The following is a 15,973-nucleotide window of genomic DNA, read 5'->3' as shown; positions in this document are numbered from 1 at the left end:
TTAAAAAAGCTACAGTCAGGCCACTTTTTTAAATATATTGCGAAGGATGTTTTGTTTAGTTTTGTTTTTTTGTTCTTCAAAATAAATAAGATCATCTATTAATTTTTTATCTTGCAAGGTCGTTCTAACAAATTGTAGCCCATACCCTTGTTCACTTTTCCAAACTACTTTAGCCAGTATTTTTCTGTTTCGCTGGTTTAGCTTTATGTATAAATTAACATATTTTTGATCTTTGTGGATATCAACACCGCTGTTAAATAAAAACGCTCCAGTAAGGCTAATGTTGTGTAAGCTTCCTTGAGAGAAGTCTCTTTCATAGCTAGCTTTAAATAAAACAGCAATCTTTGTATGTGTGCGTGTAGCAGGCTTTTGATTATTGGTCAGTTGGTCTTTTTCCATTTTTATACTCATTTTAATTAGTTATACCCTTTTTTGAGGAGCTTATTTCCTCTTTTTTGGATAAGAACTTTTCGGATTTTTTTCTAAAAAACTTAATTTATTTTTTGTATTGACATTTTATAACGATATAAGGTTTACTAGACCGTATAGCAGGGTATTTATTGCTATAAAAATCCATCGAAAATCTTAATTAATTAAATCTAATAAAAAATAACACCTATAATAATATAGAGGCTTATATGTCAGATGATAAAGTAGTAGAAGAAAAAGCAAGCGCTACCGAAGATACGGGAAAGTCCGAAACAACTAGTGCTAAAACCAATTCTCAACCTGAGGCAGAAGGTAAAACTTCTACCTCTCGCAGCTTTAGAAGAGCAGATAACAAGCCTAAACCCAAGCCTAAATCTAATCACAGTAGAGGAAATAGCAGAAACTCTAATAATAAAAATCACAATGCTTATCAGCGTCCTGTGGAAATTGAAGAGGATGTGGATTTGTCCGATGTTAGTTTTACCGATGAAGAAAAAAAAGATTTTGATGCAAGAGTGTTGCGACAAAAAGATATTAAAGAGCTAACTGTACTTGCAGAAAAATTAAAAATTGAAAACCCAACAGGTATGCGTCGCCAAGACTTGGTTTTTTATGTTTTAAAACGCGCCTCTAGTTTAGGAGATATTTTTTGTGGAGGAGTGTTAGAAATTTTATCCGATGGTTATGGTTTCTTAAGGTCTTTAGATTATAATTATCTACCAGGGCCTGATGATATTTATGTTAGCCCCTCTCAAATTAGAAGATATGGCTTAAGAAAGGGAGACACCATTGTTGGAACGGTTAGAACTCCTAAAAGGGGAGAAAGGTATTTTGCTTTATTAAATGTCGAATTAGTAAACGCCGAAAAACCAGATAAGTATCAAAACAAAATATTATTTGATAACTTAACTCCTTTATATCCAGAAGAAATTTTAAGTTTAGAAACACTTCCTACCGAATATACTACTAGAATTGTAGACATGATGGCACCCATTGGTAAGGGACAAAGGGGTTTAATTGTTGCCCCTCCTAGAACAGGAAAAACGGTTTTATTACAAACGATTGCTAATGCAATTACTACTAATCACCCCGAAGTAAAATTGATGGTTTTGTTAATTGACGAACGGCCCGAAGAAGTTACCGACATGTCTAGAAATGTAAATGGCGAGGTGGCTAGTTCTACCTTTGATGAGCCTGCCAGTCGACATGTGCAAGTGGCAGACATGGTTATTGAAAAAGCAAAACGCTTGGTAGAGCATAAACAAGATGTGGTTATTTTATTAGATTCTATTACTCGTTTAGCTAGGGCGTATAATACAGTTACTCCTCCTTCTGGAAAAATTTTATCTGGTGGTGTGGATGCCAACGCTTTACATCGCCCTAAACGCTTTTTTGGAGCTGCCCGTAATATTGAAAACGGTGGTAGTTTAACTATTATTGCAACGGCTTTAATTGATACTGGTTCTAGAATGGACGAAGTAATTTTTGAAGAATTTAAAGGAACAGGTAACTCAGAAATTCAGTTAGACAGAAAGTTAATGGAAAAGCGAATTTTCCCTTGTATGGATATTAATAAATCAGGAACTAGAAAAGAAGATTTGCTAATCAAAGAAAAAGACTTAAATCGTTTGTGGATTTTGCGTAAAGTTTTATCTCCGATGAATGTTGTAGATAGCATGGAGTTTATTAAATCAAAATTAAAAGGTACTAAATCTAATCAAGAATTCTTAGATGGTATGGGTAAATAATTTTTTATGTTCAGCCGTCTTGAAGATTTAAAAATAGAGTTTTCTAAAATTACCGAACAGGTGCAAGACTCTTCTATTGTACAAGACAAAAAAAAATATAGTGAGTTAATGAGGCGGTTTTCCGAGCTAGAAAATTTATTGTCTGTATATAAACAGTATACCGAAGTTACCGAAAGCATAAAATCAAATATACAATTATTATCTGCAGAAAAAGAAGAAGAAATGCGTGCTTTAATAAAGCAAGATAATGTGGAATTAGAAAAGAAAAAAATAATCTTAGTGGAAGAATTAAAGCTTTTATTACTTTCTAAAGACCCCAATGATGATAAAAATGTTATTTTAGAAATTCGTGCAGGAGCGGGGGGTGATGAGGCCAGCCTTTTTGCAGAAGAATTATTTAGAGCTTATAATTTGTGTGCTTCTGGTAAAAAGTGGAAGATAGAAGTTATGTCTTTATCAGAAGGTAATTCGGGAGGGCTAAAAGAGGTGATTGCTTCTATTTCTGGCTCGGGGGTATATAGTTTTTTAAAATATGAAAGCGGTGTTCATCGCGTGCAAAGAGTTCCTAAAACAGAATCTCAGGGAAGGGTGCACACCTCAACTATCACTGTAGCTATTTTACCCGAAGCCACAGCGGTAGATATTAATATTAATTCTAATGATTTACGAGTGGATGTTTATCGTTCTAGTGGTAATGGTGGGCAATCGGTTAACACTACGGATTCGGCGGTAAGAATTACTCATATTCCCACAGGGGTGGTGGTTACTTGTCAGGACGGAAAGTCACAACACTCTAATAAAGACAAAGCATTAAAGGTTTTATATTCTCGCTTAAAGCAGGCCGAAGAAGAGAAGGCGAACAAAGAAGCCTCGGACCAACGCTTATCTTTAATTGGTACGGGAGACAGATCGGAACGCATTCGCACTTATAATTTTCCACAAATGCGTATTACCGATCACCGCATTGGTTTAACGGTTCATAAATTAAACGATGTTATCAATGGTGATTTTAACTGTTTAGTAGAGCCTTTAATAACTTATTTTCAGGCAGAAAGGTTAAAAAGCCAGTGACGGTTAAAGAGTTATTAAAACTGTCTGATAGTAAAATAGACCAACTTTCTTTTTCTGATTTAGACAAAAAAAATATAAAAAGGGATTGCAGGCATTTATTATCTGCTTTTGTGCCATGTCCTTTTAATCAATTACTGTTGTTTAATGAAACAAAAATAAAAAAAACCGATCAAGATATTTTTACTAAACAATTATCAGAGTTAATTACAGGAAAGCCTTTAGCCTATATTTTAGAAAAACAAAATTTTTATAAATCGGTATTTTTTGTAGATCATCGCGTGTTAATTCCAAGAATGGAAACAGAGTTATTAGTAGAAAGTGTGTTAAAGTATTTTTCTGCAAAAAAAAATCTATCTTTTGCCGATTTTGGTACAGGCTCGGGCTGTGTGGTTTTAAGTCTTTTAAAAGAGTTTTTTAATAGCACTGCTGCAGCTGTGGATTGTTCTAACCAAGCTTTAAAAGTGGCAAAGTATAATGCCAAAAAATTATCTGTAAGCGAGAGGGTAGATTTTCATCACTGCAGTGTAAAAAACTTTAATCCTTTTGTTGCTGACAAAAAGCTTGCCTATGATTTTATTACAGGCAATCCTCCCTATATTGCAGAAAATGCTTACATACACCCTTTTGTAAAGGCCTTCGAGCCCAAACTTGCCTTAATGGCCGGTAATCAGGGTTTAGAGTTTTTGTTGTCTTGGGCACAAAAAGCGGTAATTTTGTTAAAGCCTAATGGGTATTATTTTTTTGAGTTTGGTGATAATCAAAAAGACGCTTTAAAAGCACCATTAAGCTTGTTATTTTCACAAGTCACTTTTTTAAAAGATTTACAAGGCATTTATCGTGTAGCAATATGTAAAAAGTAAGTGAGTTGATGATAAAAGGGAGTAAGTTGTGGATTATTTTAAGGTACAAAAAACAGTAGCTTTAAATGGAACAATAAATGTTTCTGGAGCTAAAAATGCAAGCCTGCCTTTATTGTTTTCTAGTTTATTAGCCGAGGGCAAGCATAGTTTTAGTAATATTCCCAATTTAGAAGATGTGCATTTAAGTTTTAAATTACTTAGGTATCTTGGCTGTGAAATAGAAATTAATACCAAGCCCGTTTTTGATCAAAAAGCAGAGTCATTAAATAGTGTAACTATTACTGTGCCTAAAATATTAAAAAATATTGCTCCCTACGAATTAGTTAGAAAAATGCGGGCTAGTATTTTATGTTTAGGCCCTTTGCTAACACGCTGTTATCAAGCAAAAGTGAGCTTGCCTGGCGGTTGCGCCATTGGGTTACGGCCTGTGGATTATCATATCGAAGGTTTGCGTTTGTTGGGGGCAGATTTGCGTTTATTAGAGGGGTACATTGATGCCAAAAGTAAAGGGCCTTTAGTGGGCGCTAACATGGATTTGCAGTTTCCCTCTGTGGGAGCCACAGAAAATATTATAATGGCAGCTGTTTTGGCTGAAGGTAGCACTTGTATAAATAACGCTTCTGTGGAGCCAGAGGTTTTAGATTTAATTACTTATTTGCAAAAGATGGGCGCCGACATTAGCGTTTCTACTTTTATAGATGAAAAAAAGATAAAGAAAAATAAAATTACAATTAATGGGGTAGAAAAACTTAAGGCCGCGTCTCACAAAGTTATTCCCGATCGTATAGAGGCAGGAACTTTTTTAATCGCAGGGGCTATGACTGGTGGAGATTTATATTTACACAATGTTCAGGCCTGTCACTTAGGTGGTGTTTTAGAAAAATTAAAACAATTGGGCTGTACTGTTGAGGTAGATAATACTAAAGGCAAAGACAGTATTTATTTACATGCAAATAAGCCTGTCGTAGCTATGGATATTAAAACAGAAGTTTATCCTGGCTTTCCAACAGACTTGCAAGCGCAATGGATGGCAATGATGACACAAGCTAAGGGAAAGAGCCTTGTGGAAGAAAGCATTTTTGAAAATCGTTTTATGCATATTCCAGAATTAAACCGTTTAGGTGCTAGCATTAAAGTAAATAAATCCACAGCGATTATTTCAGGGCCTTGCTTATTAAAAGGGGCATCGGTTATGGCTACAGATTTAAGAGCCGGCTCTTCTTTAGTATTAGCTGGCTTAGTTGCCAGTGGAGAAACACAAGTACACAGAATTTATCATTTAGATCGAGGCTATGAATTTTTAGATCATAAGTTATCGTCTTTGGGTGCGCTAATTAAAAGATGCTCTTAATTTTTTTTTGCAGAATCTTGTGAATGGAAAAAAAATTAAAAACACATCTGGCACTTAGGCTAATTAGTTAGTATTTTATAATTGCATTTTCTGGAACAGCCATTGGCTTCGGCTTCGGCGTTAAAAAAACTTTGTTTGTTTGCAAAAAGCCATTTTGTGTTTGTTCAGAATTGCGTATTAATTGTTTTAAAGTAAAGGCTAAGGTTTGTGGAAGGGTGCGACCATTGTAATTGGCTTTAGCTAGAAAATAAATATTACTTTGCTCTAAGGCTTCTGTAGCTTGAATTAACAAAGTCATTTTAATTTGTTCTTGAGGAAGGGCAGAGCTAATTACTTTTTCTGTATCGCCACTAATAATTTTTATATTATCAGAATACCTCCACTGCAATTGAATATTTTTTAAAGAAAAGTTTTTGTTAGTAAATATTGCCTCTACTTGGTAAATAGATTTCCCTTCTTGTTTTTTTGCTTTTAAATTTAAGGCAAAAGGAGGGGTTAGTTTGCTACTAAAAGGCAGCTTTTTGTTAAACGGTACAGAATTACTAATTAAACTAGCTGCGGTGGTGTTTTCTCCGCAAAGCTCTGTTCCATCGGCAAAAAATTGAAATGCAGAAGCGTTAGAGTTTTTTGAAATCACCTCTATTAAGTAGCGACCTTTTTTTAAATTTGCGTATAAACATTGTTTGTAACCTTGGGTTGTGCACTGTTCATCACTGGTAGATTTTTTTTCATACATAGAAGACAAATTATTTTCCATGGAAAAGCGTTTGTTTTGAATATAAAACTTTATAAGGGGGTTATTATCAACATTAGTTTTAACAGGGTATTTTAAACCTAGTAATACAGGCCCTGCGCTACGATGATTATATTCTAAAACGCGCTTTTTTTGCAGCATTAAATTCTCGTTAAGGGTGGAGGTTTGCAGTTCTGTAAATTGCAGCGTAGGTGTTAAAGTATTACAGTTAGTGCTTAGCTGTAACCCATATAAAGATCGAAAAAATTCATCCACAGGGTTATGTTGAAGGTGAAGGGTTCTTAAATCACTCCAAGGAACTGAAGAGCTAAATAATTTAGAATTTTGTACTTCATTAAATAATCCCATGCTAACGGTAGGCTGGCTTTTAAAAATGGGGCTTGTAATAACATCCCAAATTTCTTGAAAGTCAGCAGGTTCTCCGTTATGCGAATCATCATCATTAGTGTTAGCATTGTAATTGTCACCAGAATCTATTATGTCCCAAAAAAATCGAGCGATGGAAAACTCTCTGTAATTACCTTCTCCGGTAATGTTTGGTTTATCCTGAATACCCCTAGCACCTTGGTTTTCGAAAGGAACGATTATACTTTCTACTCCTGCAACATCTAAGTAAACACCTTTGTTCAATACGGCAGCTTGAAAAAAATCAGCAATACCTTCTGACCAGGCAAGACGAGGGTCAATGCTTTCTACTCCATAGTGGGGCCCTCCGGTACTACTGTCTTTAGAAAAAGCAGACATTAAAAAGTGAGCATACTCGTGAATGATAACCGAGTTATCAAATTCATCAGTGTCCACTTTTGCGTCACTAATTTTATTCATACCACCAAGAAGAAATAATCTATAATAAGGAGTATTGTTTTGTCTAAAATTTATAAAAAAACTTACAGGGTTAGATTTTCGAAAATATTGATTAGGGTTAAAGCCCGACTTCCAGTAAACCTCTAAAAAAGGAGGGTTGTTAAAGCTAGAGGCGCAAAGACTACAGTTTTTTGTATATTTTTTTAAAAATAAATTACTGGCTACAATTTGATCTAAGATATTAAAAGCACCCGAATTATTTGTTTCAAAACGGGATTTATAATTTACAGGTAATTGAGAAACCAAATTTATTGATGTGGTGTCGCTGGTGTTAAAGGTTTTTTGTATAAAATAAGATTTAGATTTTTTAGGGCTTTGCATAACCGCAACATTGGCTATGTTAGAGGATAAAATATGAGAATAAATTTTTATAGTGTATTGTTCATTTGCGGTTAATGTAATAGTAAACGATCCACTTTCTCCAGTATTGCCACATAAAACAACAGCTCCTGTAGAATTAAATACAGTATAATTTGCATAGCGAATATTTTTTTCTTCCGTTAAAGAGGGGCCAAGGAAAGGGATCTTTTGCAAATTGCGTACGCTGTAAATTTTTGCTTTATATTTTGTTTGCACACTTACCAAAACGCTTTCGTCTTGTAAGGCTTTGGTTACTTTGCATTTTTCAATTTTCAAGCCAGGTACAGTAGTAAGTTGGTGAGAGTTTTGTTGTGTATCTAATGGAAGGTTACAAGATATTAGCGTTAAGCTATATAGAAAAAAAAGGGAAAAGTACTTCATACTTATATTTCGGCAGTCTTATTTTAATTTAAATATGACTAAAGTCTTAAAATTTTTTCCCACTTTTTCTTCTTGCTTCTTTTTAGTTTGAAGTGTTTCATAAAGTGAATATGTGTAAAATATAGACAATTTTTTTACACAGTTAAAAACTGGAGCAGCTATGCGTTATAAAAAACAAGCTGGGGTAGCTTTTGTTAAACTATTTTTAATAATGGCTTGTGGAATGGCTTATTATCATTTAGCACAAGCCAGGCCTGTAGCACAAAAGCCTGTAGCACAAGCTAAGCCTTTAAAAAGTGAAAAAAAGCCTGTAATATTTGAAAATAAATACAAGCCATTAAAAAAATTTGCACAAATTTTACACTTAGTAGAGGGTAAATATGTTAAAAAAGAAGATGTTAACCAATTGGTCAACTTTAGTATTAAAGGTTTGCTGTCTAGACTAGACCCTCATAGTCAGTATTTTTCTAAACAGGAGTACAAAGAATTTCAAGTAGAAAGTCGTGGTAACTTTGCAGGAGTAGGCATTGAAGTGGCTTATAAAAATTCACAATTTATTATTTTATCAGTGATAAAAGGTGGCCCAGCATACAAGGCAGGGCTAAAGCCTGGAGATATTTTATTTCAACTATCAGCAAGAGGCATTGATAGTTTATCTATGGAAGAGTTGTCTTCAAAAATTAGAGGAAAAATTGGAAGCTCTGTAAAAATTAAAATATTAAGAGGAGAGCAAAAAGAAGTATTAGAATTTTCTATGCGTAGAAAAATTATTAAAATAAAAAATGTTACCACAGTAAAATTAGGTTTGGGATATGAGTATATAAAAATTAAATCTTTTTCTCGCGGAGTTGCAAAAGAAGTTAATAAAATTTTAAAACGATCTTTGAAAAAAAATAAAAAATTAAAAGGCTTAATTTTAGATTTACGATTTAACCCGGGAGGGTTGCTTTATGAAGCAACACAATTAAGTGATTTGTTTTTAAGTAAAGGAGTTATTGTCGAAATTTTGGGCCGAAATAAAAAAGAAAAAGAAGTTACAAAAGCAACGCCGCTAAACACTTATAAAAAGGTTAAAATTATTGTTTTAATTAATGCGTATTCAGCTAGCGCTAGCGAAATTGTAGCAGCAGCTCTTAAAGAAAATAAAAGAGCTTTAATTATGGGCGAAACTTCTTTTGGAAAAGGTTCTGTTCAAAATTTTTTCCCTTTAGAAGAAGGTGGAGCTGTTAAGTTAACCATTGCACACTACTATACTCCCAACGGGCATTCTATTCAAAAAAAGGGAGTGGTTCCTAATATTCATATTAAAGAGGTGGATACAAAATTATTAAAAAAAGCAGTGCTTACAAAAACCGCTTTATTTAACGAGGCCAGTTTTTTGTCTTCTCTTAAGCAGCAGGTCGATTTAGTAAAAAAAACCTCTACAGTAAAAAACGATGTGCAGTTTGATTTTTTTCAGCTATCTAAATGTAAAAAAACAAAATATAAAAAGTCTTGCAAACTTTTAAGTGAAGACTTTTCTATTTCACAGGCTTTCAATTATTTAAAAGTTTTAGACAGTTTAAAAAATTAAGCGAAATTAAGCAAAGTTAAGCAAAATTAAAAAATTAAGAAAAATTAAGCGAAATTAAAAAATTAAGTAAAATTGCAAGGCAGTAGTTACTTAACAGTAATTACTGCACTACTTAATAAATGCTTTACCAATTGTGCGCGCTCAATTTGGTAAGCTAATTGATTTTTTTTCTCAGTAGGTGCGTAAAATTCTTTTACTTTTTGCAGTTCTATGCCCGTGGTTTTTGCATGCTCTTGCAATTTTTTCTCTATGGCTGCGTCATCACATTTTAAGTTTAATTTATGAGCTAGTTCTTGGATAACTAAAGAAACTTTCAATATTTTCTCTGCATTGGTGTTAAACTCGCCATCCCATTTTTTTTCGTACTCTTTTATTTGCTCTTTATTTAAGCCTTTTTCTTTTAGTTCTTTTTGGCTTTCTGTTATTAACTGTGCCTTTTGTTGTGCTACTAACTTTTCTGGTAAATTAAAAGAATTTTTTTCTATTAATTTTTCAAACAATTGCTCTTCTAAGTCTTTTTTGTTTTGACCCTGGGCCTCTTCTAAAAGATCTTTTTTAATAATCTCTTTAAATTCGTCTAAACTTTTAAAGCTAAAGCCTTTTGCAAATTCATCATCAATAGTTGGAAGTTCTTTTTGTTTTAAGGCTTTTAATTCCACCTTAAATAAAACATCTTTATTTTCTAATTCTTTTTTCTGGTAACTGGCAGGAAATTTTAATTTTAAATCCTTTTTTTCGCCCACTTCCATTCCTATAATTTTATCTTCAAAACCAGGGATAAAGCTACTGCTTCCTAACTCTAGATCAAAAGCTTTCATGCTTCCGCCCTCTAAAGGCTTTTCGTCTACAAATCCATCAAAGTCGATATTGGCAATATCTCCTTTTTCCGCTTTTTTTCTATCGACTACATCTTTAGTAAGGGCTTTTTGTTTTTGTAGCATTTCTAAAGTTTGTTGTAGTCGATTATCGTCTATAGTTACTTTTTTATCAGTAAGCTCCATTTTTTCATAGTTGGTAATATTTAACTGAGGAAAAACTTCAAACTCGGCAGTAAATTTTAACTCTTCTTTTTCGTTCCAATTTTCATTGTCTAAATGAATATGGGGCTGGCCAATGGGGTTTAGTTTTTCTTTTACAATAGATTCAACATAAGCGCTTTGAATCAACTTTTCCATAACTTCATATTTCACTTTTGCGTGATGAAGTTTTTTTAAGGTTTCTAAAGGAGTTTTCCCTTTTCTGAAACCTTTTATTTCGGCAGTTTGTTGCAATTTGTTGTACTGTTCTTGAAATTGGCTATCAATTTTTTCTACAGGTACGGTAATGACTATTTTTTTAGAAAATTCGCTAACATTGTCTATTGTATACTTCATAAGTGGCATTTATACGAGCATATAATAGCTTGTCAAATAGTTCTTTTTCCTTTTTTATAATATAAAGGAGTGGTGCTTTATATGTTAAAAAGAAATATAGGAATAATTTTTTTAACACTAAGTATACTGTCTTGTGCTCATAAAGAGCCCAAAGGCACACAAAAACCTTCCGCTAACTCTTTAGTATTTTTAAAGCAATTTAATCAAGCCAGTCGACACTTGGATCAGTTAAGATATAGAAAGGCCATTAAAGTGTTTAAAGAAATTTTGACATCTTCTGTGCCTATAAAATTTCAAAGTTTGGTGTGGTACAATTTGGGCTGGGGTTATGAGTCCTTAGGCAAGTATAAGGCCGCAAATAAGTGTTATCGAAAAAGTATATCAAAAGCCAGCAAGGCTTATGCAAAGCTAAAAGCCTTATCTTTTGTTCGCCTAGCCAACACATATAAATTTTTAAACCAGCCCAATCAAGAGCTAGCGGCTTTGCTAGACGCTTATAAAGTAAAAAAATATTTACCTTATTTTGTTTCAAAAATTCAACTACCTATTAATTTAGGTGTTGTGTATTGGGTTTTAGGTAATCACGCTGTAGCAAAAAAGTTTTTTTTAAATGTAGAAAAAAACATTTTAATTACAAAAATTAAATATCGCGATCCAAAAAAGAAAATAAATATTATTGCTAAAGCCTTTTATTTATCTAGCAAGTTACCTCGCTGGGCAAAAAAATATAAAACCATTGATAGATATGTAGAAGAGCTGTTTGTATTACAAATTTATTTATTAAGAGCAACAGCCTTAAATAGTCCAGAGTGGTCTGTAAAAGCCTCTAAAGAGTTATTAAATTCTTATAAATTAATTTTTAAAGTATTAAAGCAACAAAAAACGAATAAAGAACTGGCTAAATATAAAGTTCTTAAAAAAAATATTTTGTACAATCTTAATAAAGTGTTGGCTTCTTCTAAAGATATAAAAGCTTCTCAAAATTTAAAATCTTTTCAAAATATTAAATCCATTCCATTAAAAGGCTTGGTTAAACAATTAAAAAAATACCAAGCGTATTTGCAAAAAAAGAAACATTAAATTTTTTTTAATAAAGCCGCAATAACCAATGCGGGATAAACTATTTATTTTTTAGCGTGTTTTTGTAACCACGGCTGTGATTCGGTTTGAAAGGGGTGATGCTTTTCTAACTTTCTAGCCAAGTCGCTTAAATTTAAGTGTGTATATTTTTGCGTAGTGTTTAAGTGCGAATGACCTAATAAATTTTGTAAAGTTCTAAGGTTGGCTCCGCTAATCAATAGGTGGGTGGCAAAACTATGTCGTAGTACATGGGGGCTAAGGCGTTTGGTAAAGTCGGCCTGTTTTCCAGCTCGGCTAACTAAGTTATAAGCTGTGCGCGTACTAAGGTTTAAAATACTTTTTGAATTAGAAAAATGCTTTAGCTGTTTTAAATAATCTATGCTTATTGGCAGCAAGCTAACCAGCCGTTGCTTACCTCCCTTGCCTGTAAAGATTAGTGTTTTATTATGTAAGTCCATATCGCTCCACTGTAAGCGGCAGGCTTCGCTAACTCGCAATCCGCTACCGTATAAAAATAAAATTAAACAAAAGGTAGTGTAAGAAGCTACTAGGGTGGGGGTGTGGTTTTTTGTTAATGCTTTTTCGTGCTGTGTTTTTAAAACACGAATTAAATGTAAGGCCTCTTCTAAAGATAAATAATGAGGGTGCTTTTGTGGCACTTTGGGGGTGCTTAATTTATTGCCCCAATTAATAGAAAGGATTTTTTGCTCGAATAAAAAATTAAAAAAAGCTTTAAGGCACGATAGTTTGCGGTTTTTACTAGAAAAACTAAGCTTTTTCCATTGTGGAGGTAAGTATAAAAGCAACTCTTGCCAGTGGGCTTTTTTAATATTGGCATTTAAGCGGAGCTTAGTAAATTGCTCTGCAAATTGCTTTAAATCCATGCTGTACGCTCTTAAGGTGTGTTGCGAGCAGGCCTCCTGATATTGCTTATAAAATAAAAATTTATGAATACTAGTTTGTAAAAGCATACCCATTTATCGACCTACTAAGGCAAGAACACAAATAGGCTTTTAAAGGCTTATTTAAGAGATCTTTGTAGAGCAAAAAATTTCATTTTTTGGTGAAAAACCCTATTTTTTGCTGAAAAACTCTGTTTTTTAATGAAACAATCCAAATGGCACCTTTATTGCTACTTAAAAGGAGGCCAAAGCAAACGCTTAATAATACTTAAGTTTTTGTAATAGGCCGCAATTATAGAAGGAAGCAATAAAGAAAAATGAAAAAAATGTACTATAAGCCTTGCAAAAAATTCAAAGCTTAATATAATGCAGGACGTTAGTGACAGTGCATCAAAATGATACAACGCGCAAAAGGGGAATAAATATGTCGAATTCTAAATTTTTACCAAGATCTATGGTTAGTCCTTCTGTAGTAAAAACAGTCTCTTTTAGCAAAGAAACTATGCAAAGCGAATTAATTCGTAAAAACCAATTTTTATTTCAATCGGTTTCTATGCAACAGTTAATGAACATGGCTATTAAAGTGGCTGGTTTTGATGTTCCTGTTTTAATCTCTGGCGAAAATGGAACGGGTAAAGGTTTACTGGCCCGAGTAATACACGAGTTAAGCCCACGATCTAAGCAAGCTTTTGTGGAAATTAATTGTGGAGCTTTGGGAGAAAGCTTTGTAGAAAGCGAATTGTTTGGACATGAAAAAGGTTCTTTTTCAGGTGCCATAGAAGAAAAAAAGGGTTTAGTAGAAATGGCCAATAATGGAACTTTGCTTTTAGATGAAGTTAGTGACTTAAGCTTGGGAGTGCAGGCTAAGTTATTACGCTTTTTACAAACTGGAGAAATCTATCGAGTGGGTTCTTCAAAGCCTATTAGTGTTAATGTGCGTTTAATAACAACTAGTAATAAAGAACTAGAATTATTAGTAGCTAAAAAAGAATTTAGAGAAGATTTTTTCTATAGAATTAATACTGTATTTTTAAAGTCGCCTCCATTAAGACACAGAAAAGAAGAGATTAATAGTTTAGTAGAATATTTTGTTTCTTCAAAAACACAATTACCTCTTCAGTTTAGTTCGGAGGCTTTAAGCATAATGTCTGAGTATGCTTGGCCAGGAAACATTAGAGAGCTAGAAAATGTTTGTGAACGATTAATTGTTTTAGGTCCCGAAGGAATGAAGGTTTTACCAGAACATTTACCAGAGCAATTACTGTCTAAAGAAAATGGAAAAGCCGAGCCAAAGTTGTCTTACGACCCTAGTTTAACTTTAAACGATATTCAAAAAGCTTATGTTTTGCGTTCTTTGCAACATTTTAAGGGTAACAAAACTAAAGTGGCTAAAGCTTTAGGGGTTACTATTAAAACTTTGTATAACAAGTTACATGAGTACGGAATTTTTGATCAGTTTTCTACTTATAAAAAAACTAACTAATTGTAGTTAGTTAGTTAGTCCAAGAAAAATTTTTCATTATTTTTGCACACTCAGAAGTCCAATCTTTTTGATTGGACTTTTTTCCCGTGCAAGTCATGCTCACTAAACGATGATTTTTAGCAGTAAGAAGTTGAGTGCTGTAAAGATTTAGGCGATCTTTATTTTTGGGATGACTATAAATTAAGTAAGCTAGATGATTTTTAAATTTTATTTTTTTTGCTTTTGTTACTTTTAAACCAAAATGCTTATAGGTGCTTAAATTATTTTTTAGATACAAGGTAACATTGGGTTCTGCAATTTTTTTTACTCTAACCGAAAATACACTGCCTTTTTGTTTATAAATTAAAACCTTTCCTTTTGGGCTAGACTTACTTAACTTCCATAAAGTATTTTTACTATGAATGGAATAGCCTAACGAAGAGCGAAAAAACCCCTTTTCTTTTAAAGTAATAATATTTTGTAAAGAAATAGCCGACGCCTGTGTTTGTATCATAGGGACAGCTAAGTAAGCCAAAAGAAAAATATAAAATAATTTCATAATATTAGGGTAGTGAAAAAAAGAAAGAGCGTCAAATCTTGTCTGCTAGTTTAATGGCCTTAGTTAACAAAGAGGTGGGGGAGTGTAAGCCCGCCTGCTTTGGCTTTACCCACAAATAAGATTTTTTTTGTTTAGTGGTGTTTGTTTTAACAGATACAAATATTTTATAACAGGTAATATAGTGTATAAAGTCATATTTTGTTGGAGGGGTGCTAAGTTTAATAATTTTAGACGGAGGCAAAGGCATATTTTTTAAAAATGGTTTTTTTTCTAAAGTATCTAAAGCAATTTCTTTTTTATGATTAGTAAGAATTTGCATATTTAATGCATATATTTTTTGCAAGGAAGTTTTGTTTTTTTTTAATGGCAATTTAAAATAGGTTTGCTGTTTAAAGGCTTTGCAAGTTTGGCTTAAGGGGCAAATAACACATTGGGGGGTTTTAGAGGCGCAAATATTAGCACCAATTTCAATTAAAGCTTGGTTAAGCTCGGCACTAGTTACTAAAGAATTATTTATTGTTTGCAAAGCATAGCTGTCTACAATACTTTGCAATATTTTTCTAGGTTTTGTTTTCCACCACTCCAAAGAAAGATTGTTATAGCGACAAACAAAGCGAATAACATTAGTGTCTAAAACTCCTACAGTTTCATTAAAGGCAAAACTGCTAACCGATCTTGATGTATAGTTTCCAAAACCGGGAAGTTTTAATAATTCGTTATAACTTTGCGGAAAGTTTTTACTTTTATGTATTTGAATGGCACTTTTATGTAAATTTTTAGCTCGAGAGTAATAGCCCAGCCCTGCCCAAGCTTGTAAAACTGTTTTTTCTTTTGCAAGAGCTAAGCTTTTTAAGTTAGGAAATATTTTTAAAAAATTATGGTAATAGGCAACCACAGCACTGCTAGTAGTTTGTTGCAACATTACCTCAGACACCCAAATTTTATAAGGGTCTTTAGTGTTTCGCCAAGGAAAGTCGCGTTTATTTTTATTGTACCAAGTTAGTAATTGTTTTAATGGAAAATTAGCCGAACAGTCGGGCTTTAAATTAGCAGCGAAATTAGCAACGAAATTAGATTTTAAATTAGCCGAACAGTCGGGCTTTAAATTAGCAGCGAAATTAGATTTTATGTAATTTTTCATACCCAATGGATAGAAGTAGCCTTAGTGCTTCGGATTGAGTGCTAAGGTTAAATGTTTTTTGCGTT

13 protein-coding genes are annotated in these 15,973 nt (G+C 33.1%); 7 read left to right on the top strand and 6 right to left on the bottom strand.

What is annotated here, in order from left to right; genetic code table 11:
• Positions 1-15: 15 nt before the first annotated feature.
• Positions 16-411: a PilZ domain-containing protein gene (locus HAW63_02800; GenBank protein ID MBE8162897.1), complete on the bottom strand. Its 396-nt coding sequence runs from the start codon at positions 409-411 to the stop codon at positions 16-18.
• Positions 412-638: 227 nt separating this feature from the next.
• Here HAW63_02800 and HAW63_02795 point away from each other — a divergent pair, with 227 nt between their 5' ends.
• Genes HAW63_02795 through murA form a run of 4 tightly spaced genes read left to right on the top strand, consistent with a single transcriptional unit; the run spans position 639 to position 5,459 of the window.
• Positions 639-2,177, top strand: a complete 1,539-nt coding sequence (locus tag HAW63_02795; protein MBE8162896.1) for a transcription termination factor Rho — start codon at positions 639-641, stop codon at positions 2,175-2,177.
• A 6-nt stretch (positions 2,178-2,183) separates the two neighbouring features.
• Entirely contained in the window at positions 2,184-3,248 is a 1,065-nt protein-coding gene (gene prfA / locus HAW63_02790; protein MBE8162895.1) for a peptide chain release factor 1, read from the top strand.
• Entirely contained in the window at positions 3,245-4,108 is an 864-nt protein-coding gene (prmC, locus tag HAW63_02785) for a peptide chain release factor N(5)-glutamine methyltransferase (GenBank protein ID MBE8162894.1), read from the top strand. Before prfA ends, prmC begins: the two co-directional genes overlap by 4 nt.
• A gap of 28 nt (positions 4,109-4,136) precedes the next feature.
• On the top strand, positions 4,137-5,459 hold the full coding sequence (murA, locus tag HAW63_02780) for a UDP-N-acetylglucosamine 1-carboxyvinyltransferase (GenBank protein ID MBE8162893.1): 1,323 nt from the start codon (positions 4,137-4,139) through the stop codon (positions 5,457-5,459).
• A 67-nt stretch (positions 5,460-5,526) separates the two neighbouring features.
• Here the strand turns inward: murA and HAW63_02775 are convergent, their stop codons facing one another.
• Complete coding sequence (locus HAW63_02775) at positions 5,527-7,818, bottom strand: hypothetical protein (protein MBE8162892.1); 2,292 nt, start codon at positions 7,816-7,818, stop codon at positions 5,527-5,529.
• 160 nt (positions 7,819-7,978) lie between these two features.
• Here HAW63_02775 and HAW63_02770 point away from each other — a divergent pair, with 160 nt between their 5' ends.
• Positions 7,979-9,391 (top strand): S41 family peptidase, encoded by a 1,413-nt coding sequence (locus HAW63_02770; protein MBE8162891.1) that lies wholly within the window; start codon positions 7,979-7,981, stop codon positions 9,389-9,391.
• A gap of 86 nt (positions 9,392-9,477) precedes the next feature.
• On the opposite strand, the gene tig is transcribed toward HAW63_02770, so the two are convergent.
• Positions 9,478-10,764, bottom strand: coding sequence for a trigger factor (gene tig / locus HAW63_02765; protein ID MBE8162890.1), 1,287 nt, complete (start codon positions 10,762-10,764; stop codon positions 9,478-9,480).
• A gap of 81 nt (positions 10,765-10,845) precedes the next feature.
• Here tig and HAW63_02760 point away from each other — a divergent pair, with 81 nt between their 5' ends.
• A complete protein-coding gene (locus HAW63_02760; protein MBE8162889.1) occupies positions 10,846-11,844 on the top strand; it encodes a tetratricopeptide repeat protein in 999 nt (332 codons plus the stop codon).
• A gap of 44 nt (positions 11,845-11,888) precedes the next feature.
• On the opposite strand, the gene HAW63_02755 is transcribed toward HAW63_02760, so the two are convergent.
• A complete protein-coding gene (locus HAW63_02755) occupies positions 11,889-12,815 on the bottom strand; it encodes a tyrosine-type recombinase/integrase (GenBank protein ID MBE8162888.1) in 927 nt (308 codons plus the stop codon).
• 433 nt (positions 12,816-13,248) lie between these two features.
• Here HAW63_02755 and HAW63_02750 point away from each other — a divergent pair, with 433 nt between their 5' ends.
• Positions 13,249-14,229, top strand: a complete 981-nt coding sequence (locus HAW63_02750; GenBank protein MBE8162887.1) for a sigma-54-dependent Fis family transcriptional regulator — start codon at positions 13,249-13,251, stop codon at positions 14,227-14,229.
• A gap of 10 nt (positions 14,230-14,239) precedes the next feature.
• On the opposite strand, the gene HAW63_02745 is transcribed toward HAW63_02750, so the two are convergent.
• Together HAW63_02745 and HAW63_02740 are read right to left on the bottom strand one after the other, a co-directional pair.
• Positions 14,240-14,767, bottom strand: coding sequence for a hypothetical protein (locus HAW63_02745; protein ID MBE8162886.1), 528 nt, complete (start codon positions 14,765-14,767; stop codon positions 14,240-14,242).
• Between the two features lie 31 nt (positions 14,768-14,798).
• Positions 14,799-15,908, bottom strand: coding sequence for an A/G-specific adenine glycosylase (locus HAW63_02740; protein ID MBE8162885.1), 1,110 nt, complete (start codon positions 15,906-15,908; stop codon positions 14,799-14,801).
• Between the last annotated feature and the right edge of the window lie 65 nt (positions 15,909-15,973).

The sequence above is a fragment of the Pseudobdellovibrionaceae bacterium genome (assembly GCA_015163855.1).
Classification (GTDB): domain Bacteria; phylum Bdellovibrionota; class Bdellovibrionia; order Bdellovibrionales; family UBA1609; genus JAAOIH01.
Note: the sequence above shows the minus strand (reverse complement) of the source record. Positions and strands in the feature narration are given on the sequence as shown.